At 66.3% G+C, this 23,911-nt stretch carries 21 protein-coding genes; 11 read left to right on the forward strand and 10 right to left on the reverse strand.

Annotated elements, in window-relative coordinates; all coding sequences use genetic code 11:
- Window positions 1-96: 96 nt before the first annotated feature.
- Complete coding sequence (locus tag ACTIIH_RS12595) at window positions 97-912, reverse strand: hypothetical protein (RefSeq protein ID WP_101555960.1); 816 nt, start codon at window positions 910-912, stop codon at window positions 97-99.
- Window positions 913-1,039: 127 nt separating this feature from the next.
- Here ACTIIH_RS12595 and ACTIIH_RS12600 point away from each other — a divergent pair, with 127 nt between their 5' ends.
- A complete protein-coding gene (locus ACTIIH_RS12600; RefSeq protein WP_441452127.1) occupies window positions 1,040-1,249 on the forward strand; it encodes a DUF3073 domain-containing protein in 210 nt (69 codons plus the stop codon).
- Window positions 1,250-1,513: 264 nt separating this feature from the next.
- Here ACTIIH_RS12600 and purM read toward each other — a convergent pair whose 3' ends face one another.
- Genes purM through ACTIIH_RS12615 form a run of 3 tightly spaced genes read right to left on the reverse strand, consistent with a single transcriptional unit; the run spans window position 1,514 to window position 4,549 of the window.
- Window positions 1,514-2,611 carry a phosphoribosylformylglycinamidine cyclo-ligase gene (gene purM / locus ACTIIH_RS12605; protein WP_441092128.1) on the reverse strand — a complete coding sequence of 366 codons (1,098 nt, stop codon included), beginning with the start codon at window positions 2,609-2,611 and terminating at the stop codon, window positions 1,514-1,516.
- Window position 2,612: 1 nt separating this feature from the next.
- Window positions 2,613-4,094 (reverse strand): amidophosphoribosyltransferase, encoded by a 1,482-nt coding sequence (purF, locus tag ACTIIH_RS12610; protein WP_441092127.1) that lies wholly within the window; start codon window positions 4,092-4,094, stop codon window positions 2,613-2,615.
- A gap of 44 nt (window positions 4,095-4,138) precedes the next feature.
- The gene (locus tag ACTIIH_RS12615) at window positions 4,139-4,549 is read right to left on the reverse strand and encodes a hypothetical protein (RefSeq protein WP_441092126.1); all 411 of its coding nucleotides are present in this window, start codon (window positions 4,547-4,549) and stop codon (window positions 4,139-4,141) included.
- A 189-nt stretch (window positions 4,550-4,738) separates the two neighbouring features.
- Between ACTIIH_RS12615 and ACTIIH_RS12620 the strand changes: the two genes are divergently transcribed.
- Window positions 4,739-5,716 (forward strand): universal stress protein, encoded by a 978-nt coding sequence (locus ACTIIH_RS12620; protein WP_441092125.1) that lies wholly within the window; start codon window positions 4,739-4,741, stop codon window positions 5,714-5,716.
- A 12-nt stretch (window positions 5,717-5,728) separates the two neighbouring features.
- Here the strand turns inward: ACTIIH_RS12620 and ACTIIH_RS12625 are convergent, their stop codons facing one another.
- From ACTIIH_RS12625 to ACTIIH_RS12640, 4 genes are read right to left on the reverse strand one after another with little or no spacing between them, the layout of a single operon-like run.
- Window positions 5,729-6,622, reverse strand: a complete 894-nt coding sequence (locus ACTIIH_RS12625) for an EamA family transporter (protein WP_441092124.1) — start codon at window positions 6,620-6,622, stop codon at window positions 5,729-5,731.
- A gap of 25 nt (window positions 6,623-6,647) precedes the next feature.
- On the reverse strand, window positions 6,648-8,090 hold the full coding sequence (locus tag ACTIIH_RS12630) for an aldehyde dehydrogenase family protein (protein WP_441092123.1): 1,443 nt from the start codon (window positions 8,088-8,090) through the stop codon (window positions 6,648-6,650).
- Between the two features lie 2 nt (window positions 8,091-8,092).
- Window positions 8,093-8,488, reverse strand: coding sequence for a sterol carrier family protein (locus ACTIIH_RS12635; RefSeq protein ID WP_441092122.1), 396 nt, complete (start codon window positions 8,486-8,488; stop codon window positions 8,093-8,095).
- On the reverse strand, window positions 8,488-9,612 hold the full coding sequence (locus tag ACTIIH_RS12640; RefSeq protein WP_441452131.1) for an asparaginase: 1,125 nt from the start codon (window positions 9,610-9,612) through the stop codon (window positions 8,488-8,490). The genes ACTIIH_RS12635 and ACTIIH_RS12640 overlap by 1 nt, the downstream gene beginning before the upstream one ends.
- Window positions 9,613-9,645: 33 nt before the next feature.
- Between ACTIIH_RS12640 and purD the strand changes: the two genes are divergently transcribed.
- The 9 genes from purD to purQ all read left to right on the forward strand — a co-directional run bounded on the left by purD (window position 9,646) and on the right by purQ (window position 20,649).
- Window positions 9,646-11,886: a phosphoribosylamine--glycine ligase gene (gene purD, locus ACTIIH_RS12645; protein ID WP_441452132.1), complete on the forward strand. Its 2,241-nt coding sequence runs from the start codon at window positions 9,646-9,648 to the stop codon at window positions 11,884-11,886.
- Window positions 11,887-12,233: 347 nt separating this feature from the next.
- Window positions 12,234-13,919: an amidohydrolase gene (locus ACTIIH_RS12650; protein ID WP_441452134.1), complete on the forward strand. Its 1,686-nt coding sequence runs from the start codon at window positions 12,234-12,236 to the stop codon at window positions 13,917-13,919.
- A gap of 15 nt (window positions 13,920-13,934) precedes the next feature.
- Window positions 13,935-15,122 carry an ABC transporter ATP-binding protein gene (locus ACTIIH_RS12655; RefSeq protein WP_441092118.1) on the forward strand — a complete coding sequence of 396 codons (1,188 nt, stop codon included), beginning with the start codon at window positions 13,935-13,937 and terminating at the stop codon, window positions 15,120-15,122.
- 1 nt (window position 15,123) lies between these two features.
- Window positions 15,124-16,287: a polyamine ABC transporter substrate-binding protein gene (locus ACTIIH_RS12660; RefSeq protein ID WP_441092117.1), complete on the forward strand. Its 1,164-nt coding sequence runs from the start codon at window positions 15,124-15,126 to the stop codon at window positions 16,285-16,287.
- Entirely contained in the window at window positions 16,284-17,219 is a 936-nt protein-coding gene (locus ACTIIH_RS12665; RefSeq protein ID WP_441452137.1) for an ABC transporter permease, read from the forward strand. Before ACTIIH_RS12660 ends, ACTIIH_RS12665 begins: the two co-directional genes overlap by 4 nt.
- Before the next feature lies 1 nt (window position 17,220).
- Window positions 17,221-18,084 (forward strand): ABC transporter permease, encoded by an 864-nt coding sequence (locus ACTIIH_RS12670; protein WP_025780532.1) that lies wholly within the window; start codon window positions 17,221-17,223, stop codon window positions 18,082-18,084.
- 36 nt (window positions 18,085-18,120) lie between these two features.
- On the forward strand, window positions 18,121-19,542 hold the full coding sequence (locus tag ACTIIH_RS12675; protein ID WP_441452139.1) for an NAD(P)/FAD-dependent oxidoreductase: 1,422 nt from the start codon (window positions 18,121-18,123) through the stop codon (window positions 19,540-19,542).
- Window positions 19,543-19,657: 115 nt separating this feature from the next.
- Window positions 19,658-19,915 (forward strand): phosphoribosylformylglycinamidine synthase subunit PurS, encoded by a 258-nt coding sequence (gene purS / locus ACTIIH_RS12680; protein ID WP_441452141.1) that lies wholly within the window; start codon window positions 19,658-19,660, stop codon window positions 19,913-19,915.
- Window positions 19,912-20,649, forward strand: coding sequence for a phosphoribosylformylglycinamidine synthase subunit PurQ (gene purQ / locus ACTIIH_RS12685; RefSeq protein ID WP_169251382.1), 738 nt, complete (start codon window positions 19,912-19,914; stop codon window positions 20,647-20,649). The genes purS and purQ overlap by 4 nt, the downstream gene beginning before the upstream one ends.
- A 175-nt stretch (window positions 20,650-20,824) precedes the next feature.
- On the opposite strand, the gene ACTIIH_RS12690 is transcribed toward purQ, so the two are convergent.
- Both ACTIIH_RS12690 and ACTIIH_RS12695 read right to left on the reverse strand, forming a co-directional pair.
- Window positions 20,825-22,525 carry a hypothetical protein gene (locus tag ACTIIH_RS12690; protein ID WP_441452143.1) on the reverse strand — a complete coding sequence of 567 codons (1,701 nt, stop codon included), beginning with the start codon at window positions 22,523-22,525 and terminating at the stop codon, window positions 20,825-20,827.
- 403 nt (window positions 22,526-22,928) lie between these two features.
- The coding region (locus ACTIIH_RS12695) for an ABC transporter ATP-binding protein (protein WP_441452145.1) at window positions 22,929-23,911 on the reverse strand (983 nt) is incomplete at its 5' end.

Consider the following 23,911-nt stretch of genomic DNA (forward strand, 5'->3'; position numbering starts at 1 on the left):
CGTTCGCAGACAATCCTATCCGCCCTTCTTACTACCTGACGGGGGCTGAGCAACCTGGCGCCAGGTTGCTCAGCCCCCGTCAGGTAGCAATTGGGGTCAGGAGCTGCGGGCGTAGAGGTTGAGCTGCTCCCACCCGGCCGCATACTTCTGGAAGGCGGCGACCGCGGACTCGGAATCGTTGTTGCTCAGTGCCGTCACCCACGAGTCGACGAGTTCCGCGGCTTCGCTCGGCCACAGCACATCCGACATCCCGCCGAGGTCGAGCTCGAGGATCGAGTTCATATCGAAGGTGTCGATCCACTCGGCCAGAACCGAGGTCTGCTCGACCATATCGACGACCTTCGAGGTGTCCGCAATCGTCTCCGAGGCCCATTCCATCCGCGCCGAGGCGGCCAGGATATCCGTACGGATGAGCACCCGCAGGCCCTCGTCGGTCTCCTCGGTGATGATCTGATCCTCGGTCAGGGAGAAGAACAGCCACCACGACGGCGGCACGTCCCAGGCAGAGACGCGGGTGAAGATCCTGGTGTCCTTGGCGTCCTGCAGCCACTCCGCGCGACGGCTGGCAGCACGCCGGCGAGCAGACTTCGGAGCGACGATGTCCAAGGTCGCCTTCGAGGTGTGCTCGGCCAGCGAATCGAGCGCCTCCCACCCCCGGATGTCCTCCTGAGCAGGGCAGAAACGGTCGACCCCGTCCGCGGTCTGAGACGCCGGAAGGAAGATCGGAGTGCGCCGAAACGAATCAGCCACGGGCGACGGGGGCAGAGAGATCAAGCGCTTGTCAGCGTCGTGAGAAATCTGCTCCTCGATGCGTGACCGGTTGTCCTCCACCTGCCTGTCTTGCAATTCGGAATGCACCACAAGAGGTTCGAAGATCCGCAGGGTGACGACATAATCGCGACGGTAAGCCATGGGTTCAGCCTATCCAAGGTCCACTCACAAAATGGAACTTCCCAGTATGAACAGGTAGGATTTAAGCGCATAGCAGAGATCTAGTCCGGGGCAATCGGTCCCATCGACGACGGAGGGGGTCACGCCAGTGGGTCGCGGCCGCGCAAAGGCAAAGCAGATCAAGGTAGCTCGGAAGCTGAAGTACTACAGCCCGGATACCGACCTTAATAGACTCCAGCAGGAGCTGGGCGCCGACGCGAGCAAGTCCGGTCCGTCCGATCCGTACGACGATGAACCCGACTACTCGGATTACGCCGACAAGTACAATGTCGACGATGACGACGAGTACGAGGACTGAACTCGGATGAGTCCAGCCGCGCACGGCTGATCTGACACGCACAGAGGGCGGGGACTTCGGTCCCCGCCCTCCGTCGTACGCCCGGGCGCCCCTCGCCGAGGCGGCCGTGCCCTCACGCGCATCACGCACCGTTACGTGCAATTCCTCCGCCTACCTGACCATCAGGCACCGGAAGCAGCACACCCCCGTGCAGGAACACGAGGGTGTGAGAGTTTCGGTGAGGGATGCCGCGCAGCAAGGTGCGGGGCACGGCGACCGCGGCCCTTACTGCAGGATAGCAGCACCCCCGTCGACGCCTTTGGCGCCCTGCACATAGTAGGGATCGCGTGCCAGAGATCCGTCATCGGCGGCGACGTCGCCGAGCACCCAGGCTCCGGGGCTCGCGGCGAGGACACCGTCGACGGATGCTGCGTCGACGACGAGGACCATGCCGACGCCGAGGTTCCAGGTGCGTTCACGGTCGCCCTGCGGCACTCCGCCGAGCTCGCCGAGCACGGAGAAGACGGCCGGGATCTCCCATGAGGCCCGCGACATCTTCGCGACCAGACCCTGCGGAAGCACCCTGGCCACATTGGCCGACAGTCCCCCGCCGGTGACGTGCGAGACCGAATGGACGGCATCGGGCAGTGCGTCGAAGAGAGCGGCGAGTTCGCCGGTGTAGACATGGGTGGGAACGAGCAGCTCCTCACCGAGGGTGCGGCCGAACTCCGGGACGTGCCAGTCCAGGCCCCATCCCGCCTCGGCGATGATGTGGCGGACCAGGGAGTATCCGTTGGAGTGGATGCCCGAAGACGGCAGACCGATGAGCACGTCCCCGGCGCGGACCTTCTCGGGCCCGAGCAGCTTCGAGGCTTCGACGACACCGGTGGCGGCACCGGCGACATCGTATTCGTCCGCCCCGAGCAGACCCGGGTGTTCGGCGGTCTCCCCGCCGACCAGTGCGACACCGGCCGAGGCACAGGCATCGGCGATTCCGCGCACGATATCGGCGATGCGTTCGGCCACGACCTTGCCGCAGGCGATGTAGTCGGTCATGAACAGGGGGCGGGCGCCACAGACGATGATGTCGTCGACGACCATGCCGACGAGGTCGTAGCCGATGGTGTCGTGCTTATCCATGGCCTGCGCGATAGCGACCTTCGTGCCGACGCCATCGGTTGACGAGGCGAGCAGCGGACGGTCGAAGTCCTTGAGCACGGAGACGTCGAAGAGTCCGGCGAATCCGCCCATCCCGCCGACGACCGAGGAGCTGTGGGTGGCCGAGACTGCGGCTTTCATCAGTTCGACGGCACGGTCTCCGGCCTCGACGTCGACGCCTGCGGCGGCATAGGTGGTGGACTTCGGGTTCGCGTCGGAACTCAACTCAGCATCCTTTGTCGGCGGGGGTGTCGTTGACGGGAATCGGGTATTCGCCCGAGAAGCAGGCGGTGCACAGCTGGCTGCGCTCCTGCTGGGTGGCGGCGATCATGCCGTCCAGAGAGATATAGCCCAGAGAATCCGCGCCGAGGTTCTCGCAGATCTCATTCGTCGTCAGTCCGTTGGCGATGAGTTCGGCACGGGTGGCGAAGTCGATTCCGTAGAAGCACGGCCACTTCACCGGCGGGGAGGAGATGCGCACATGGACCTCTGCCGCTCCGGCCTCCCGCAGCATCCGCACCAGCGCCCGCTGTGTGTTGCCGCGCACGATCGAATCGTCGACGACGATGAGGCGCCTGCCCTCGATGTTCTCCCGGATCGGGTTGAGCTTGAGGCGGATGCCCAGCTGTCGCAGGGTCTGCGAGGGCTGGATGAAGGTGCGGCCGACATAGGCGTTCTTCATCAGCCCCTGACCGAACGGGATGCCCGAGGCTTCGGCATAGCCGACGGCCGCCGGGGTGCCGGATTCTGGGGTGGCGATGACGAGGTCGGCGTCGACCGGGTACTCCTCGGCCAGCTGCCGACCCATCTGGGTGCGCGCGGCATGGACGTTCTTGCCGGCGAGCATGCTGTCGGGACGTGCGAGGTAGACGTATTCGAAGACGCAGCGGGCCTGGCTCGGCTCGGCGAAGCGGTGCGAACGCAGACCGTCCTCGTCGATGGCGATGAGCTCTCCGGGTTCGATGTCGCGGACGAACTTCGCGCCGACGATGTCCAGTGCCGCGGTCTCCGAAGCGACGACCCAGCCGTTCTCGAGCCGGCCCAGCGACAGGGGCCTGACCCCGTGCCGGTCACGGGCGGCATAGAGGGTGTGCTCGTCCATGTAGACCAGCGAGAACGCGCCTTCGACATGGGGCAGCAGGTTGAGAGCCGCCTCGGTGAGGTCCTCGCCCTCTTCGGTGGCGAAGAGCTCGGTGACCAGGGAGGTGTCGTTCGAGGAGTCGCGAAAGGGACGGGTGCGGGCCGTCTTCTTCGTGGCCTCCTCGACGACTTTAGTCGCATGGTCGCGGCGAGCGTCGGCCATGGCCTCGAGGGCGTCGAAGTTCGTCAGATTGCCGTTGTGGGCCAGCGCCACGGTGCCGAACGGAGTCGGCCCCAGCGTGGGCTGGGCGTTCTCGAACGAGGGTGATCCGGTCGTCGAATACCGGGTGTGCCCGACGGCGATATGGCCCTGCAGGAGCTCGAGATCGCGTTCGTGGAACACCTGGGAGACCAGGCCCATGTCACGGTAGATGAGGATCTGCTTGCCGTTGCCGGCAGCGATCCCCGCGGACTCCTGTCCGCGGTGCTGCAGGGCGTAGAGCCCGAAGTAGGTGAGTTTGGCGGTTTCCTCGCCGGGGGCCCAGACTCCGAACACACCGCATTCGTCCTGCGGTCCGCGGTCCTGGGGGTCGATTTCGTGCGTCAGCTGCCCGTCTCCTCTTGCCACGAGTGAAATTGTCTCATACCCGCAGAGGCCCTCTGACGCGGTGCTCAGACTGTGGAACCGGGGGCCGAATCCCGTCCGGCTCCCGGTTCGTCCCCGTCGTCGCCAGCGACGGCATCCGGGTCCTCCCCGCGGGCTTCGGCGATGCGACGGCGCGCGATCTCCTTCGGGTCGTCGACCATGTCGATCTGCGCACCGACCCGGAACTCCTTCGACTTCTTCCGTCCCCGCCAGTCGAGGATGAGCGCGACGAGCCCACCGAGGAACAGTCCGCCGATCCCGAGGACGAGCAGCAGCAGGCCCAGTCCCTTGGCCACCGTGTAGCCCATCGGCATATCGGCCGGGTCGACGAAGACCGCGAGGATTCCAGCAAGCACGATGCCGAGTACCGCGCCGATGCCCATGAACACCGAGTACTTTGGGCTGCGACGGACGGAGACGTCGATCTGATCCTTCATGATCTCCTTGGACACGTGGCCTTGAGGCCGATGAAACGCCGGGATGGCCCCGGAACAACAGGTCGCGAACAGTCTAGTCGAGTCAGCCTGATGTTCCTCCCAGGCAGTCTCAGGCCAGTTCCCATAAACTGGACACAACTAAACTGGACTCAACCAGATTGACGGTCACCGAAGACAGAGGTTTGCGATATGTCCCATACGATCATCGTCGGCATCGACGGTTCCGACAACGCCGAACGCGCCCTGCAGTGGGCGATCACGCACGCTCAGAAGACCTCCGCAGAGATCCGCATCGTCTCCGCCTATACCGTCCCCGGCGTGAACATGAGCCAGGCCGATATCGTCTACCCTGCCGATTTCGACACTGCCGTGAAGCAGACCGTCGAATCCATCGCCGAGGCGGCCGCCGCCACCGTCACGAAGGCCGGGATTCCCGTGTCGACGACGATCGTGCCCGGTGACGCCTCCGGAGTGATGGTCGAGCATTCGAAGAACGCCTCCCTCGCCGTCGTCGGGGCGCGCGGTCGCGGCGGATTCGCCGGTCGCCTCCTCGGGTCCGTGGCCCTGGCGATGCCCGCGCACTCGCAGTGCCCCACCGTCGTCGTCCCGAGCACCTGGCCCACCCGGGTCATGCCCACGACTCCCCTGCCCGTCGATGATCCCGTCCGCACGACGGACGATCCGTCCGCCGAGGCGGCGACCGGTTCGCGTCCCGACTTCTCCGGGGAGGTCGTCGCCGCCGTCGATCCCTTCGAGACCGACACCCCGGTGCTGCGCGCCGCGGCCTCGCAGGCCGCGATCTACGGTGTTCCGCTGCGCCTCGTCGGGGTCACCGCCACGCACATCCTCTCGCCGGAGTGGATGCCCAGCGAAGAGCATCTCATCCGGATGTACGACGAAGCGGCGAAGGCCTTCACCGCCGCAGCCGATTCGCTCACGACCGACTTCCCCGACCTCGAGGTGCGGTACTCGATCTTCGATGCTCCCGCCACCGAGGTGCTCGTGTCCGCCACGTACACCGCCGATCTCATGATCATCGGCTCCCGTGGCCGCGGCGGCTTCATCTCCACCATCCTCGGGTCGACGTCGCAGGGTGTGCTCTCCCACGCTGTGTGTCCGGTGCAGGTGGTGCGGGTCAACCGCCGTCAGCCCGGCCGTCGCCGGTGAGCCGCGGCCCCGTCACCCGAGTGCGATGAGCCCGATGCCGGCGACCACGACGAGGGCACCGGCGAGTTTGAGCAGCACGTTCCTCTCGCCGAAGAACCACCAGGCCAGCAGGGTGCCGACGATGATCGAGGTCTCCCGCACCGGAGCCACGAGCGCCACCGGCGCCTGCTGCATCGCGTAGAGGACGAGCACGTACGCCAGTGGTGAGAGGATCGCCACGGTCACGAGCGCCCGTTTGTGGTTCCTCAGGATCTCACGCAGGTCCGCACGCCGGTCCCGACCTCCGGGCAGGGTGAACGCTCCCGCGGTCATGATCAGTCCGACGCAGGCTTCGGAGACGGCGAAGTACAGCAGCGGGGAGTCGCTGACGTGGTTGACGGCGAAGTCGTCCCAGAGCGTGTACGAGGCGATGAACGCCCCGATCAGCCCACCCCACGCCAGGCCGCGCCGCAGACCGTCGCTGGTGGTGGGACCGTCCCCACCGCGGGGTCGGATCGTGACGACAGCGATTCCGGCGATGACGGTGAAGGCTCCGAGAGCCTCGGCGAGGGTGGGACGCTCACCCAGTAGGGCCACGGCGATGATGATCGTCACGACCGGCCCGGTGCCGCGCGCCGTCGGATAGACGACGCCCAGCGGCGCATGGTCGTAGCCGGACTGCAGAGCAACCGAGTAGGCGATGTGGAACACCGCGCTCAGTGCCGCCGCGCCGACCAGCCCCCAGTTCAGCGGCTGCGCGCCGGTGGCGATGATGACGGCTGCGACCGGGGCGAGCAGAATCGCCGAGAGCCCGTGGTAGCCGAGCACGAAGGCAAAGCCCTTTCCGGTGACGGACTTCGCGGCGAGGTTCCACACGGCGTGGGCGACCGCGGCGATGAGGACGAGCCCGAGGACGGGGAAGGTCATCTCAGCACGGCCCTCTTCGGCACCGTCACAGCTTGACGGCGACAGTTTTCGTCTGCGTGTATTCGTCGAGTGCTTCGATGGACTTCTCGCGCCCGTAGCCGGACTTCTTGAACCCGCCGAAGGGCAGTTCGACTCCCCCGCCGGCACCGTAGGTGTTGACGAAGATCTGACCGGCGTCGACCTCGGCGGCCAGGCGATGGGCGCGGGAGATGTTCTGCGTCCACAGCGCCGTGACCAGCCCGTAGTCGGTGCCGTTGGCCAGCGCCACAGCCTCATAGTCGTCGGCGAACGGCAGAGTCACGACGACGGGACCGAAGACCTCCTCCTGGGCGATCCGAGACTGCGGGTCGACGGAGTCGACGATGGTGGGGGTGATGAACGCCCCCGCGGCGAGGTCGTCGGCAAGGCCGTCGGGCCGGGTGCCGCCGGTGACGATCTGCCCGGAATCGACCTCGGAGAGGAACCCGCCCACCCGATCGTGCTGCTTGGCCGAGATCAGGGGACCGAGCATCGGGTCGTCGAGGCCGTAGCCGATGGTCACGGCCGCCATGGCCGTCGCCATCTTCTCGACCACCTCCGCGTGGATGTCGCGGTGGACGATGAGCCGGGAGCCGGCCGAGCAGGTCTGCCCGGCGTTCTGGATGATGGAGCGCACGAGCGACGGAACGGCCGCATCGATATCGGCGTCGAGGAAGACGATGTTCGCGGACTTCCCGCCGAGTTCGAGGACTGTGGGCACAACTCGCTCGGCGGCGGCGTGGGCGATGGCCGAACCGGTCTGGGTCGATCCGACGAAGCCCAGGTGCGCCACCCCCGGGTGGGCGCTCAGTGCCGCTCCCGCCTCGGCGCCGAGGCCGGTGACGACGTTGAAGGCTCCGGCGGGGAAACCGACGGAGTGGATGAGTTCGGCCAGTCGCACGGTCGACCGCGGGGTCTCGTCCGCGGGTTTGGCGACGGCGCAGTTGCCCGTGGCCAGCGAGGTGGCGGCGGCGCGGCCGATGAGCTGGAGCGGATAGTTCCAGGCCACGATGTGGCCGGTGACGCCGAAGGGCTCCCGCCGCGTGTAGACGTGCATGTCCTCGGCCAGCGGGATCGCGTGACCGTAGTAGGACTCGATGGTGTGCCCGTAGAACTCGAAGTAACGGGCGCACACGTCGACGTCGGCATAGGCCTGGGTCAGCGGTTTGCCTGTGTCTTCGGATTCGATGCGGGCCAGATCGTCGCGGTTGGCGGTGATGACGGCGGCTGTGGCGATGAGCAGACGGGAGCGCTGCTCGGGGCTCGAGCGCTTCCATTCCCGCTGCGCCTTCGCCGCAGCCTGCACCGCCCGGTCGACTTCATCGGCGCCGGCGCGGGCGATATCGCCGAGCTGGCCGCCGGTGGCCGGGTCGATATTGGCGTAGGTGAGCAGGGACGGCACATGCCGCCCGCCGATGAACGACGTCGTCTGCGTGATCTGTGCGCTCATGCTCAGGCCTCGAGTTCTGCAGGCGTGAAGAGGGGCAGGAAATCGCCGAGGTCGGCTCGGGTTCCCGAGGCATCGATGTCCCCGGCGGCGAGCGCGGTCGCGAAGTCGGTGCGTCCGGTGACCAGACCCAGCCACACCTCGGCAGAGGTTTCGACGACGTTCGGCGGTGTGCCGCGGGTGTGCCGGGGTCCGGCGATGCACTGGGTGACGCCGAACGGCGGAACCCGGACTTCGACGCTGTTGCCTTCGGCGCGGGAGGCGAGCTCTTCGAGGGTGAAGCGCACTGCGGTGGCGGTGGTCGATCGGTCGGCGGGAGCCGCGTCGAGCCTCGCCTGCGTCAGCCACATCTCGAGTGCGCTGCGTCCCTGATCGGGGTCGATCCTTCTGCGAATCGCCATCAGTCCTGCTCCCTCCGCCGAATCTTCGCTACATCTTCGCCCACGCAGAGCGTGCCGACAACGTCCGTCCGTCCCTCGGAATCCGTGCCCCCGGTGACCGTGTCCGTGATCGCCGCGATCACGGCGTCGACCGACTCGTCTTCCGGCACCGAGGCGGCTCCCGGCCCGGCAGCGAACGCTTCGGCCCGCTGGAGCAGGGTCAGCGCCACGAGCCCGGTCGCCCGCGAGGACCCGTCGAGGCATTTCACCGCCACCGAATACCCGGTTCGGGTGGCCATGACGATGACGCCTTCGGCCCCGCCCTTGGCGAAGACGCCGAGCCGGTCGATGACGGTCGAGTTCGGTCGGCCGTGGCCCTCGATCGCCCACGGGTCGGCGAAGACCGCCTCGGTGAGGGTGCGGGCCTCACGTTCATAGGCAGTCCATGGTCCGGCCGTCTCCTCGACCGCATTGCCGGCGCTGCCCATCCGGACGACACGGCCGATCGCGCGGGCCAGACCGGTGAGGCTGAGAGCGAACACGGGAGCCCCGCAGCCGTCGATGCCGACCGCGGACGGGTCCTCGGAGGCGAAGGCGGCGACCACCTCGGCGACCTTCTGCTGCACGGGATGATCCGGGGACAGGTAGGTGGAGGTGTCGGCGCCGATGGCACGGGCGGCGGCGAGGAACGCCGCGTGTTTGCCGGAGCAGTTGAAGTACAGGGACGAGCGCGGGTCGGTGTTCTCGTCCCCCTGTGCCCGTGAACGCTCCTGCAGTTCGCGGCGGAAGGCTGCGTCAGCGGGATGGGAGGACGGGCACTGCAGGTCGGACACGCTCAGCCCGGCGGCCTCGAGCATCGATTCGACGACCTCGACGTGCCCGGCCTCGGACTTGTGCGAGGCGGTCGCCAGGGCCGCGGCAGGACCTGTCAGCTGAGCGCCGAGGCTCATCGCGGCGATCGCCTGCAGCGGTTTGAGACTGGAGCGTGTGAACACGGCTGCGTCAGGGGCGCCCAGGCTGATCAGCGATGATCCGTCCGGGGCGAGGACCACGGCGGATCCGATGTGTCGGGATTCGATGAACCCGGAGCGCTCGACGACTGCGAGCTCGGCGGCTTGGGCGGGAGTGAAAGTCGAGAGGGTCACGCACTCAAGCCTACGACCCTTTAGGCTGGTGGCGTGAAGGTTCTTGTCATCGGTTCGGGCGCCCGTGAACACGCCCTCGTCCTTGCTCTCTCGCGCGACCCGCAGGTCGACGCCGTCATCGCCGCTCCCGGCAATCCCGGGATCGCGCAGATCGCCCACACCGAGGCCGTCGACGCCTCGGATGCCGCCGCGGTGACCGCGCTGGCCGAGACCCTCGACGTCGATCTCGTCGTCATCGGGCCCGAGGCCCCGCTGGTCGCCGGTGTTGCGGATGCTCTGCGCGAAGCCTCCTTCCCCGTGTTCGGCCCCAGCGCGGACGCCGCGCACCTCGAAGGCTCCAAGGCGTTCGCGAAGGAGGTCATGGAGTCCGCGAACGTGCCGACTGCCCCCACCGTCGTCGCCTATTCGACCGAGGAGGCCGCCGCCGCGCTGCGCGAATTCGGTGCCCCGCATGTGGTCAAGGCCGATGGACTGGCCGCCGGCAAGGGAGTCGTCGTCACCGATGACGTCGATGCCGCGCTGGCGCATGCGAGCTCCTGCCTCGAGGTCTCCGATCGGGTCGTCATCGAGGACTACCTCGACGGACCCGAGGTGTCCCTGTTCGTCCTCTGCGACGGCACGACCACCGTCCCCCTGGCCCCGGCGCAGGACTTCAAACGCATCGGCGACGGCGACACGGGCTCGAACACGGGCGGAATGGGCGCATATTTGCCGCTGCCTTGGCTGCCCGCCGGCACGGTCGAGGAGATCATCGACACCGTCGCCCAGCCCGTCGTCGATGAGATGGCCCGCCGCGGCACCCCGTTCACCGGTCTGCTCTACTGCGGCTTGGCGCTGACGTCGAACGGTCTGCGCGTCATCGAGTTCAACGTCCGCTTCGGCGATCCGGAGACGCAGTCCGTCCTCGCCCGACTGGCCAGCCCCCTGGGGCAGACGCTGCTCGCCGCCGCCGAGGGGCGCCTCAACGAGGTCGAGGCCCTCGAATGGGATCCGCGCTCCTCGGTGACCGTGGTCATGGCCGCCGAGGACTACCCGGGCACGCCGAGCACCGGAGACATCATCCGCGGGCTCGACACCGCCGCGACCCTGCCCGACGTCAGCGTCCTGCACGCGGGCACGAAGCTCGCGACCGGCCCCAGCGGCGGGTTCGCCCCCGAGGACGCCGTGATCACGAAGGACATCGCCGAGACCGGTGACATCGTCACCTCCGGCGGCCGTGTGCTCTCCGTCGTCTCCCTCGGTGACGGCCTCGACGATGCCCGCGCGAGGGCCTATGCCGCGGTCGACCAGATCACATGGGACGGCGAGCAGCATCGCACCGATATCGCCGAGGCGGCCGCCGGCGGGCGTATCGAGCTCGCTTCCGGCTACGCCGCCCCCGCCCCGGTCGCCCCGGTGCTGCCGGGCTGGAAGCATGTGTATTCGGGGAAGGTCCGCGACCTCTACATTCCCGCCGACGCCGCCGATGCCGCGAGCGCCGAGCAGCTGCTCATGGTCGCCTCGGACCGCATCTCCGCCTATGACTGGGTGCTCGATTCGGAGATCCCGGACAAGGGCAAGGTGCTCACCGGCCTGAGCCTGTGGTGGTTCGATCAGCTCGCCGATGTCATCGGCAACCATGTCATCAGCTCGGACGTGCCGGCCGCCGTGGCCGGGCGCGGGCTGATCGTGCAGAACCTCTCCATGTTCCCCGTCGAGTGCGTCGCCCGCGGCTACCTCACCGGTTCGGGAATGTCGGACTACCGCGCCACCGGATCCGTGTGCGGCATCCAGCTGCCGGCCGGACTCGTCGAGGCCGATCGCCTCGAGCCTCCCATCTTCACTCCGGCGACGAAGGCCGAGCTCGGAGACCACGATGAGAACGTCAGCTTCGATGCCGTCGCCGAGACCGTCGGGACGGAGACGGCGGAGAAGCTGCGTGACCTGACCGTGGAGATCTACCAGCGTGCCGAGCAGATCGCCCGTGAGCGCGGGATCCTCCTGGCCGACACGAAGTTCGAGTTCGGAGCCCTGTCCGATGGCACGATCGTCCTCGGCGACGAGGTGCTCACCCCTGACTCCTCTCGCTTCTGGGACGCCGCGGGCTATGAGGCAGGCAAGGCTCAGTCGAGCTTCGACAAGCAGTTCGTCCGCGACTGGCTGACCGAAGAATCCGGGTGGGACAAGGCGTCAGACACTCCTCCCCCGGCGCTGCCCGCCGAGGTCGTCGAGAAGACCCGCGCCCGCTATATCGAGGCCTTCGAGAAGCTCACCGGGGAGACATTCCCCGGCTGAGACCCTGCGCGCCGCAGAGCGCCAGCACGTGAGCCGCGGGGCACCGACACACAGTCGGTGCCCCGCGGCTTCGTCGTTTCCAGAGACTCCCCGGCCACCTCGCGCCCGCTGTCGCCGACAGCCGATCCGCCAACAACTCCTGTGCGAATATCGCGGACTGAGACGCTGATTCAGCATCACTGGCAATCTGAATTGCAGTTTCGATCAATACAGCCGCAATTCGACAACGGAATCAGTGGAATCGAGAAAGAACTTCCGCTAAGGTGACTTCACAGTGATCCACAACACACTCAGAGAGCGGGCTCTGCGATCCGCCTCTGCCACGACACAGCAGTAGGGGGGCACCGATGGACCTCGACATCCTCGACGTCGCGATCTTCGACGGTGAGGCTCTGCGCCCCGAGGATCGCGTGAGCATCCGCGACGGGATCATCACCGAGATCGGCACCGGTCCCGCAGCGGTGCCCGCCGCTCGCACGATCACCGCCGCCGGCAGGCTGCTCACGCCCGGATTCGTCGATGCCCATGTGCACTCGACCTTCGGCGGCCAGGAGGCACTGGCCTGCGATATCAGCGGCGCCGACAGCCTCGAGGCGGCGCTGCAGATGATCCGGGACTATGTCGCAGATACGACTGCAGCGACCGACCCCGCGCACGACTGGGTCATCGGCGGCGGCTGGTCGATGTCCCACTTCCCCGGAGGCGACCCGAGTGCCGACATCCTCGACGCGGCCTGCCCGGATCGGCCCGCGATCCTGCTCAGCGCCGACCATCATTCGGCATGGGTGAACACGCAGGCGATGTCCGCGGCCGGACTCGACGAGACGTCGACGGCCCCTGCCGGCGGCGTCATCGTCACCGATTCGACCGGTCGCCCCACCGGGTGCCTGCACGAATCGGCCATCGACCTCGTCTCCGCCTCCGTTCCCGCGGCCTCCGACGAGGAGGTCCTGGCCGGTCTGCGCGAAGGTCAGCGCTATCTCAACTCCCTCGGGGTGACTGCGTGGATGGACGCCATCGTCGGCGACTACGGCGGTCACCGCGACCCGTACGGCACCTACGTCGGGGCGGCGGAGACCGGCGAGCTCCATTCCGAAGTCGTCGGCAGCCTGTGGTGGCCGCGCGGTGTCACCGACATCGACGCCGAGGTGGCCCGATTGACCGACCTCGCCCGCGCCGAGGGTCGCTTCCGCGCCACCTCGGTGAAGTTCATGCTCGACGGGATCGTCGAATCCCGGACCGCGGCGATGACGACCGAATACATGTGCACCTGCGGCGGCCTCGGAACGAGCTATTTCACGAAAGCCCACCTCGAGGCCTCGTTCGCGGCCCTCGACGCGGCCGGCTTCGACATCCACTGCCATGCGATCGGCGATGCCGCGGTCAAGGCCGCTCTCGACGCCTTCGCGGCCGTCCGCAGCCCCGGCAGGGCAGGCGTTGCCGACCGGCGCCACCATATCGCCCACGTCCAGGTCGTCGATCCCGCCGATGTGCCGCGCTTCGCCGAACTCGGCATCACTGTGAACCTGCAGGCACTGTGGGCCTGCCATGACGAGCAGATGATCGACCTCAACTTGCCGTTCCTCGGTGCCGAACGCAGCGGCTGGCTCTACCCTTTCGGGTCTCTCAACCGCACCGGCGCCCATCTGGCGATGGGCTCGGACTGGCCGGTGTCCACGGCGAACCCGTGGGAGGCGATCCATGTCGCACTCAACCGCTCACACCCCACCGCCGCGAACGCCGCTCCGCTGCTGCCGGACGAGGCGATCGACCTGACGACGGCGCTGCGTGCCTACACCGCAGGCTCGGCACACCTGCTCCGCTCGCCCGACAACGGCCACATCCGCCCCGGTCAGCCGGCGAACCTGGCATTGGCCAGTGTTAACCCCTTCACTCTGCCGACGACCGATATCGCGGAGATCACCAACGTTCTGACGATCTGCGACGGCCGCATCGTCCACGATGATCTGCCGCCTCACACACCGGCACCGACCGCCACGTTCGCACCGACCACCACCGGCTCAGCCCGCTGACGACGAAAGGCCATCATGACCAGCACAGCCACCTCGGCGCCCTCTGCGGAGACCGGACTCGACCATCTCGAGATCCAGGGAGTGAAGAAGGTCTTCGGCGACAACACGGCCATCGAACGCCTCGACTTGAACGTCCGCAAGGGCGAGTTCCTCTCCCTGCTCGGTCCTTCCGGCTGCGGAAAGACCACCCTGCTGCGGATGATCGCCGGTTTCGAGACCCCCACCGACGGGGCGATCCTGCTGTCCGGCAAGGACATCGTGTCCCTGCCGCCGCACCGCCGACCCGTCAACACGGTGTTCCAGTCGTACCTGCTCTTCCCGCACATGAACATCGCCGACAACATCGCCTACGGACTCAAGCAGGCGAAGGTTCCGAAGCCGGAGATCGCCCAGCGGGTCAGAGAGGCCCTGGCACTCGTTCAGATGGAGGACTTCGCCGGACGCAAGCCCGAACAGCTCTCCGGCGGTCAGCAGCAGCGCATCGCCCTGGCCCGGGCGCTCGTCAACCGCCCCCAGGTCCTCCTCCTCGACGAGCCGATGTCGGCGCTCGACCGAAAGCTGCGCGAGGAGATGCAGCTTGAACTCAAACGACTCCATTCGAGACTCGACACGACTTTCGTCTTCGTCACCCACGACCAAGACGAGGCACTGGCGATGAGCGATCGCATCGTCGTCATGTGCGACGGCGTCATCCAGCAGATCGGGACCGGTGAGGACATCTACGCGAATCCGCATAACGGCTTCGTCGCCGGCTTCATCGGCAAACAGAACTTCATCTCCGCCGAGGTGACGTCCGCCGATTCGACGACCGCAACCCTGCGCACGGCCAACACCGCGCTCACGGCCCCGACGCTGACACTCAAACCGTCCACCGCGGCAGGCTCGACCCGGGATCTCACCGTCGGCGACCGGGTGCGCGCAGCCATCCGGCCCGAACGGATGCACGTCGCCCCGGCCGGAGAGGCCTCCGGGGACGCGAACACGGCACGTGGCTCAGTGATCTCGTATTCGTTCTTAGGCGACGTCATCCAGTACATGATCGTCGTCGGCGACAACGACGAGATCCTCGCTCGTGTCCCCGCCGCCGGGCGGGAGCCGATCAGGGCCGGCACCGAGGTGGAGCTGAGCTGGGACGCCGACGCCGTGGCCGTGTACGACCGTGAGCCGACCGCGGTCACATCCGTCCTCGAGAGCGGTGCCTGACATGGCCGAGACACGACCCGATGTGACATTTCTGGCCCCGCGGGCCGCCTCGGCGAGGTTGAGCCGGCGAGCGCTGCTGGCCGGATTCGGTGTCGCAGGCCTCGGCGCACTGAGCGCCTGCGGGAAGACCACGAAGATGGCCGCGTCGCCGCCGACCGACGGCAAGCTCGAGTCGAAGCTCAACCTCTACTCGTGGGGCGACTACGATGCTCCGGAACTCATCGAGTCGTTCAAATCGAAGTATGACGTGCTCGTGCAGGTCGACTCGTACGGATCGAACGAGGAACTCGCCGCGAAGCTCTCCACCTCACGCGGCACCTCCGGCTACGACGTGGTCGTCCCGACCGGATCGAACGTTCCGCAGATGCTCAACCATGATCTGCTCCAAGAACTCGATCTCTCGCTCATCCCGAACTTCGAACACATCGACGACAACTTCAAGAACCAGTACTTCGACCCGGACAACACGTACACGGTCTGTAAGGCCTGGGGCACGACCGGATTCGTCTACAACACGACGAAGATCGACCGTGAGCTGACCAGCTGGCAGGACTTCGTCGACGCCGCGCAGAAGGAAGCGGCCGGCACGACGGCGCTGCTCGAGGACCCGTGGGAGGTCTCAGCGATCGCTTTGGCCGCCATGGATGTCAGCCTCAACACCGAGGACGAAGGAGAACTCGCCCGGGCTCGGACGCTCGTCGTCGACCAGCTGGCCCCGAATATCAAGGCCTATATCGGCAATGCTGCCACCGGCATGATCCAGGGCAGCTTCACTCTGCTGCATGCGTTCAACGGTGACGCCCGGCAGGGACTGTCGGAGGTCAAGGACCCGGAGAACTGGAAGTTCGTGTTCCCGACACCGTCGGCGAACCTGTGGACGGACACGTGGGCGATCGCCACCGGTGCTCCGCACCCGGACTCCGCTCACGCCTTCATCAACCACATGATCTCCCCGGACACGGCCGTCGAGCAGCTCGACTACATCGGCTACCCGATCGGCACGAAGGGGCTCGAAGAGCAGGCGGTCAAAGCCGACCTCGACGAACGTGACCTCATCTTCCCGGCCCAGGAGGTCCTCGACCGTCTCGAACCGAGCAAGCAGACCCCGGCCGATCAGATCCGCACGAAGATCTTTGCCGACGCCCAGGCCAGGAGTGGAGCATGAGCACAACCACGACCACAGAGACAGCCAAGCGCGGGCTCTCCCCGCGTTTCTTCGGCCCGGCGGCCATGTCGTTTCCGACATGGGCCTATGCGCTGTTCTTCTTCGTCGTTCCGCTGGCACTCATCGTCTTCTACAGCTTCGGCTACAAACCGGATGAGTTCACAGCCATCGCCACCGACCGGCTGTCCTTCGACCGCTACCCGGAGGCGATGAGCGCAAGCTTCGTCTCCACGTTCTTCGCGACCCTGCGGATCTCGATCGTCGGCACGATCCTGTGCCTGCTCATTGCCCTGCCCTTCGCCTACTGGCTGGCGGTCAAGGTCTCCCCGGCCCGCCGTTCCCTGGCCCTGGCTTTAGTGATGGTGCCGTTCTGGACGAACTTCCTCGTCCGCACCCTCGGTTGGCAGATCATGCTCTCCCCCGACGGGTTCCTGTCGAACTGGCTGCAGGGTCTCGGGCTGCTCGATGGACCGCTGGACATCCTCTACACCCGCTCCGCCGTGCAGATCGGCGTCGTCTACAACTATCTGCCGCTGATGATCCTGCCGCTGTTCGTCGCCATCGACGCCTCCGGCAGGAAGCTGAGGGAGGCCAGCTACGACCTCGGCGCAGGGAAGGTGAAGACCTTCATGCGGGTGACGCTGCCGATGGCGATGCCGGGAGTCGTCTCCGGCTGCCTGCTCGTGTTCATCCCGCTCAACGGCGACTACGTCACGGCAACCGTCCTCGGCGGTGCGAGCGGCTCGATGGTCGGGCAGCTCATCGCCAATCAGTTCAACACCGCACAGAACTGGGCGGTCGGGGCGGCCATGGCGATGATCCTCATCATCTCCACCCTGGTCGTCGTCGGTCTCGGATTCGCGCTGCTCAAGCTCGGGCAGGCGATCACGGCCAGACTCAACAGTGTTCCGCTGCAGGACGGGAGGGCCTGAGATGCCGAAGAAGAACACGTTCGCACGTCGGACACCGACCGATATCGCTCTGCACGTCTGGGGCATCATCGTCTTCGTCTACCTGTTCGTGCCGATCGCGGTGATCATCGCCTATTCGTTCAACAACGGCAAGGTGCTCGCGAACTTCCGCGGCTTCGGCCTGCACGCCTACATCAGCGGCATCAACAACGACATCATCGTCTCCTCCATCGTCACGAGCCTGCAGGCGGCCGTGGGCACGGCCATCGTCTCGACGATCTTCGGCACCCTCGGCGGGGTCGCTCTGGCCAGGGCCAGAAGGGGCGCATGGTGGGCGCTCGGACTGACCGCGATCCTCGGGCTGACACTGGTCACGCCCGAGATCGTCGACGGCATCTCGTTCCTGCCGTGGTTCGTCACCGTCGGCGTCGACTGGGGCATCACTCCGCTCAACAACGGTCTGGTCAGGCTCATCATCTCGCATGCGATGTTCTCGATGGCGATCGTGACGTTCATCATCAGGGCACGGCTCGCCGGCATGGACACCCAGCTCGAGGACGCCGCCGCCGATCTCGGCGCGACACCGTGGAACCGGTTCAAGGACATCACCCTGCCGATCGCGGCTCCCGGCATCCTCGCCGGTGCCCTGATGTCGTTCACCGTCAGCCTCGACAACACGATCCTCTCGAGCTTCGTCCAGCAGCCGGGCTACACCCCGTGGCCGGTCTACATCTTCTCCGCCGTCCGCGTGGCTCTGCGCCCCGAGGTCGCGGCGATGTCGACGGTGATGTTCGTGCTCACCCTCGCCGCGCTCGGCTTCGTCGGGTTCGTCCTGCGCAAGGCCGGCGGCAATGCCACCGAGATCATCAAGACCATGGCCGCCTGAGAGCTGCCGAGTGCACCGTGAAGAAAGTGAAGTGACATGGACGTCAATGCCGCATTGGCCAACGCCTCGACCATTCCGTTCTGGCTCGATACCGACCTCCGTCCGGAACCGCTGCCGCCGCTGGTGGAGGACCGCGAGACCGACCTCCTCGTCGTCGGCGGCGGGTTCACGGGTCTATGGACGGCCCTGCAGGCGAAGGAACGGGACCCGAACCGTCGGGTCGTGCTCGTCGAGGCGAACTCGATCGGGTGGGCCGCCTCGGGGCGCAATGGCGGATTCTGCGCGGCCAGCCTCACACACGGCTATGACAACGGGCTAGCGCACCTGCCGGAGGAGAACGATCGGCTCGCGCAGCTGGGCCGGGAGAACCTCGACGCCATCGAAGCAGCGGTGGCGAAGTACGGAATGGACGTCGAGTTCGAACGCACGGGCGAACTCGACGTCGCCACCGAGGACTACCAGGTAGCCGAGCTGCGCGAGGCCCACGACCCGGATTCCGGTTTCGTCTTCTTAGACCAGAAAGAACTCGCAGGGATCGTCAAGTCACCGACGTACAAGGGTGCGCTGTGGGATTCTCGCGAGGTCGCGCTGGTCCATCCGGCGAAGCTGTGCTGGGAGTTGCTGCGCGTCATCCGCGAACTCGGGGTCGAGGTCTATGAGGGCACGAAGGTCACCGATGTCAGCGATGCGACGTCGACCGTGCGGGTAAGCACCCGCGTGACAGCGGAGTCGATCGAGGACTGCGCATCCGCGCCGTGCACCACGATCACGGCGAAGCGGGTCGCGTTGGCGACGAATGTGTTCCCGTCCCTGCTCAAGCGGGTGAGTCTGCACACCGTTCCCGTCTACGACTATGCGCTGATGACCGAGCCGCTGACCGACGAGCAGATGGCCGCGATCGGTTGGGAGGGCCGCCAGGGCATCGGCGACTGCGCGAATCGCTTCCACTACTACCGGCTGACCGCGGACAACCGGATCCTCTTCGGCGGCTGGGACGCCGTCTACCACTTCGGACGGAAGGTGTCGTGGAAGTACGATCAGCGGCCCGAGACCTTCGAGACCCTCGCCGAGCACTTCTTCGAAACCTTCCCACAGCTGGCCGGGCTGAAGTTCACTCACAAATGGGGCGGACCGATCGACACCTGCTCGCGGTTCTTCTCGTTCTTCACCAGCGCCTATGGGAAGAAGGTCGCCATGGCTGCCGGGTTCACCGGGCTCGGAGTGGGTGCGTCCCGGTTCGCCGGAACGGTCATGCTCGACCTGCTCTCCGGCGAGGACACCCAGCTGACAGGGCTCGAGATGGTGCGCAAGCTCCCCCTGCCGTTCCCTCCCGAACCCGTGGCCTGGCTGGGCATCAAGATGACCACGAATGCGCTGATCAAGGCCGATGAGAACGAGGGTCGGCGCGGACCTCTGCTCAAGGTCCTTGATGCGGTGGGCATGGGCTTCGACTCGTGAGGGCTCCGGCCTGTCCGGCGACCGGACCGCAGGCGGGGAATTCGGCCGTGGTTGGTAGACTCTGGGTGAGCGCGGGAGGAACTCCCGAACACTTTCACAAAGGAGCAGTACACGCATGGCACGTGTCGTCGTTGAGGTGATGCCCAAACCCGAGATCCTTGACCCGCAGGGCAAGGCGATCTCCGGCGGACTGACCCGTCTGGGCTTCAGCGGGTTCGGTGAGGTTCGTCAGGGCAAGAGGTTCGAACTCGAGGTTGACGGCGAAGCCACCGAGGAGGTCCTCGCTCAGGCGCGCGAAGCCGCGGAGAAGCTTCTGTCGAACCCCGTGATCGAAAACGTTGTGGCCGTCCGCGTGGCCGAGGACGCATCGTGACCGCTGTCGCTGCTGATCCCACCGCCGCGGCGACCGCAGAGTCCGGTGTCTCCGTCGGAGTCGTCACATTCCCCGGAACGCTTGATGACCGTGACGCCGCTCGAGCCGTTCGCCTGGCAGGGGCGAACCCGGTGAACCTGTGGCATGCGGATTCGACTCTGTCCGGAGTCGACGCCGTCATCCTACCGGGCGGATTCTCCTACGGTGACTACCTGCGCTGCGGCGCGATCGCCGGATTCGCCCCGATCATGGAGTCCGTCGTCGCTGCGGCGAATGCCGGTATGCCGGTGCTCGGCATCTGCAACGGCTTCCAGATCCTCTGCGAGTCCCGTCTGCTGCCCGGTGCCCTCATCAGAAACGATCACCAGCACTTCATCTGCCGCGACCAGGACCTGGTCGTGGAGAACGCCAACACCGCGTGGACGAGCGACTACGAGCAGGGTGAGACGATCCGCATTCCGCTGAAGAACGGTGAGGGCGGGTTCGTCGCCACCGACGAGGTGCTCGACGAGCTCGAGTCCACCGGGCGCGTGGTCTTCCGCTACCAGGGCTTCAACCCGAACGGGTCTCTGCGCGACATCGCCGGAATCACGAACGAAGCAGGCAACGTCGTCGGTCTCATGCCGCACCCCGAACACGCCGTCGAGGCCGGTTTCGGCCCCGAGTCCGGCGGCGGAATCGACGGTCAGGGGTTCTTCTCCTCGGCCGTGCGCACTCTCGTCGCCAAGGGCTAGAGACCACCCCGGCACGTGGTCCGGCATTGCTCGGACACGCTTCAGGCCCCGAACTCGGTTCTCTGCGAGTGCGGGGCCTGAACCGTTGTAGCCGGAGCAGTGTGTCGCTTTCGCTGCCACCGTGGTCACCGTCGGGCCGGGTGGAGTCACCAACCCGACGGGTCACCGGTTGCTGTCAGCTCTTGTTCTTCCGACGGGCCAGTCCGATGGCTGCTCCACCGCCGACGATGAGCAGGGCGCCTGCCGTCAGTCCGGTGAGTTCGGCACCGGTACGCGGCATCGACGAGTCGCCTCCGGATCCGCCGGAACCTCCTCCGTTACCGCCACCGGACTCACCACCGGTCACGACGAACTTTCCTGACCTGCTGACGTCCATACAAGCGGCGACGACTTGGTACGTCCCGACGTAGTACGCGGGATCATCCCCGAGGCCATAGACCTGGATTCCGGCTGCGCCATCCTGATCAGCCGTTGCCGTCTGCTCGTAGAGCTTCTCGCTCTTATCGCCCGAGTACACCTCGAAATGCACATCGGCGTCCGCTGCGCAGTCGGTGAGCGTCATCTGTACGCCCTTGTCTCGGTCGATGAAGTCCACTCCGGAGATTCGTTCGGGACTGATCGAGAGCGTCGGGTCGACGACGCTGTCGTCATCGGTGACCGTGAACGTGGTCTCGGCGCTCTTGTCGCCGCAGGTGGCTGCGACGGTGAAGTCACCGATCCAACCGGTGCCGCCGTCACCGTCCGGGAGGAACTGAACGGATCCGGCCGCATCTTCACCGGCCTCCTGGGTCTCTTCCCAGATCGCGGTGTCGGGGTCTGTCGCGGAGCTCACCTGGAACGTCACCTCGGAGTCGACGTGGCAGTTGAGAAGGGTGATGTTGACACCGTTCTCGAGGAAGTCGGCCAGCTTCTGGCTCTGCGGAGTGACACTGAGATCGGCATCAGTTCCGTCGTCGTTCTCAGTGACCGAGTATGTCGTCTCGGCGCTCATGTCGCCGCACTTCGCGCTGACCACGAAGTCACCGACCCAGCCGTCGCCACCGGTGCCGGGCATGAAGGACGCAGAGACCGAACCGTCGTCGCCGGCGGTCTTCGTCTCTTCCCAGATATTCGTGTCCTCGCCCTTGCGGACGATGGTGATTGTCACCTCCTCGCCCGGTTCGCAGCTGCTCACGGTGATGTCGACACCGTTGTCGAGGTACGAGTCGATCCCCTGGCTCTGCGGATCGACGCTGACGGTCGCATCCGAGTCATCGTGGCTGTCGGTGATCTCCACGCTGCCGGTGAACGTCTTCGACTCCTGCCCGTCGCGGGCGACGGTCACGGTGACATCGACGACATCGCCGGCCTCGAGCTCGGTATTGCCGCGGAGCTCTCCGTTGAACGTTCCGTCACTGTCGACGGTGATTGAGCCGTTCTCTCCGGGTTCGGCGGTGACGGTGTCTCCGGCCTTCAGCCCGGTGATGGTGTACGGGATGGCCTCGGCTGCCTCGTCGACGGGCATCGACGACCGGTCGAGGGAGAACGAGGCTTCGATCGGGGTCGAGTCCTCGGTCGGTTCGTCCGAGCCTTCGCCAGGGTCAGCCGCCTCTTCACCGTCGCTGGGATCGGCTGCGTTCTCGTCGCCTCCTGGATCGGTCGATTCCTCCCCGTCACCGGGTTCGGTGGGTGTGCCGGGATCAGCGTCGTCGCCACCAGGGTCCGTGGGCGGGTCCTCCGTTCCCGGAGATTCTGCGTCGCCGTTTCCTGCTTCTCCTGCGGCTTGGACGTCGACCGCCTGCGCAGTTGTGCGCTCATCTGCTTGTGCGGCCGCCTGACCCCATCCTCCGAGGGAGAGTGCCAGAGCGAACGTTGCCGCCATTGCCAACCGTTTCATGATGGTCCTTCCAGAGTTCTGGTCGGTTGCCGTCCTCAGTTATGGCTTGGACCATACGCAGGCAGAGGAGAGCGCACGACTTTTGTTCATTTAGGTCATGACAGAAGTGATAGAGGTGTTTTGCCGAATGTTTATCACTTCGCAATATTGTTTGCTCAGCCTGATTATGGCGCACCACGTGTTCGTCCCACAGGCTGCGCTCTCACCTGCACAGCAACTTCTGTTCGAGGCCGATGAGCTGCACGGCAAGACGGTCAGAACTGTGTCACATTTGGATCGATTTCGGCATTCACGCCCTGAAAAACGTTATGTCGGATTCTCCGTTCACCATCTGATTTCTGCGGTGAATGCGATGCAGGGTCCCCGAGCTCAAGCTCGGGGACCCTGCCACTGTCCGGAGCCATCAGGCCTGCGGAGAGCGGCCTTCCTCTGCCGGCGCCTCGGGGCTTTCGCCTTCGGCATCCGGCCCGTCCGCGCTGTCGCTGGCGGAGGCCGCAGCTTCGTCGACCGGCGCACCGGCCTCGGCTTCGGCGAGCACCTCGGCAGTGAACTGCTCCTCGGCGTCCTCTCCGCGGAACTGCGACATGTACAGCCGGTGGTAGGCGCCTTCTGCCGCGAGCAGCTGCTCGTGGTTGCCATGTTCGACGATCGCTCCGTCTTCCATCACGAGGATGGTGTGAGCGTCACGGATCGTCGACAACCGGTGGGCGATGACGAACGACGTCCGATCGGTTCGCAGCGCTGCCATCGCCTGCTGCACGAGCACCTCGGTGCGGGTGTCGACCGAGGAGGTCGCCTCGTCGAGGATGAGCAGTGAGGGGTCGGCGAGGAACGCTCGGGCGATGGTGATGAGCTGCCGTTCGCCGGCCGAGACGCTGCCGCCGTCGGAATCGATGACGGTGTCATAGCCGTCGGGCAGCTGGCGCACGAACCTGTCGACCATCGTCGCCTTCGCGGCTGAGACGACTTCCTCATCGGTGGCGCCCAGCCGACCGTAGCGGATGTTGTCGGCGATCGTGCCTTCGAACAGCCACGCATCCTGGAGCACCATGCCCACATGTGAACGGAGGTCGGCCCGGCTGAGGTCGCGGGTGTCGATGCCGTCGAGGTAGATGGTGCCGCCCGTGATCTCGTAGAACCGCATCACGAGGTTGACCAAGGTTGTCTTGCCGGCACCGGTCGGGCCGACGATCGCCACCGTATGTCCCGGTTCGGCGGTGAAGGACACCTTTTCGATGAGAGGCGTCTCCGGAGCGTAGCGGAAGCTCACTTCGGAGAATTCGACCTTGCCCGGAGTGCGCGGGGGCAGCTCCCTCTGCACCTCGTCGGGGTCCTCCTCCTCGGCGTCGAGCAGTTCGAAGGTCCGCTCCGCCGAGGCGACACCGG

Origin of the sequence: Brevibacterium sp. (assembly GCF_052105255.1) — a bacterium.
In the GTDB taxonomy this organism is placed as follows: Bacteria; Actinomycetota; Actinomycetes; order Actinomycetales; family Brevibacteriaceae; genus Brevibacterium; species Brevibacterium linens_B.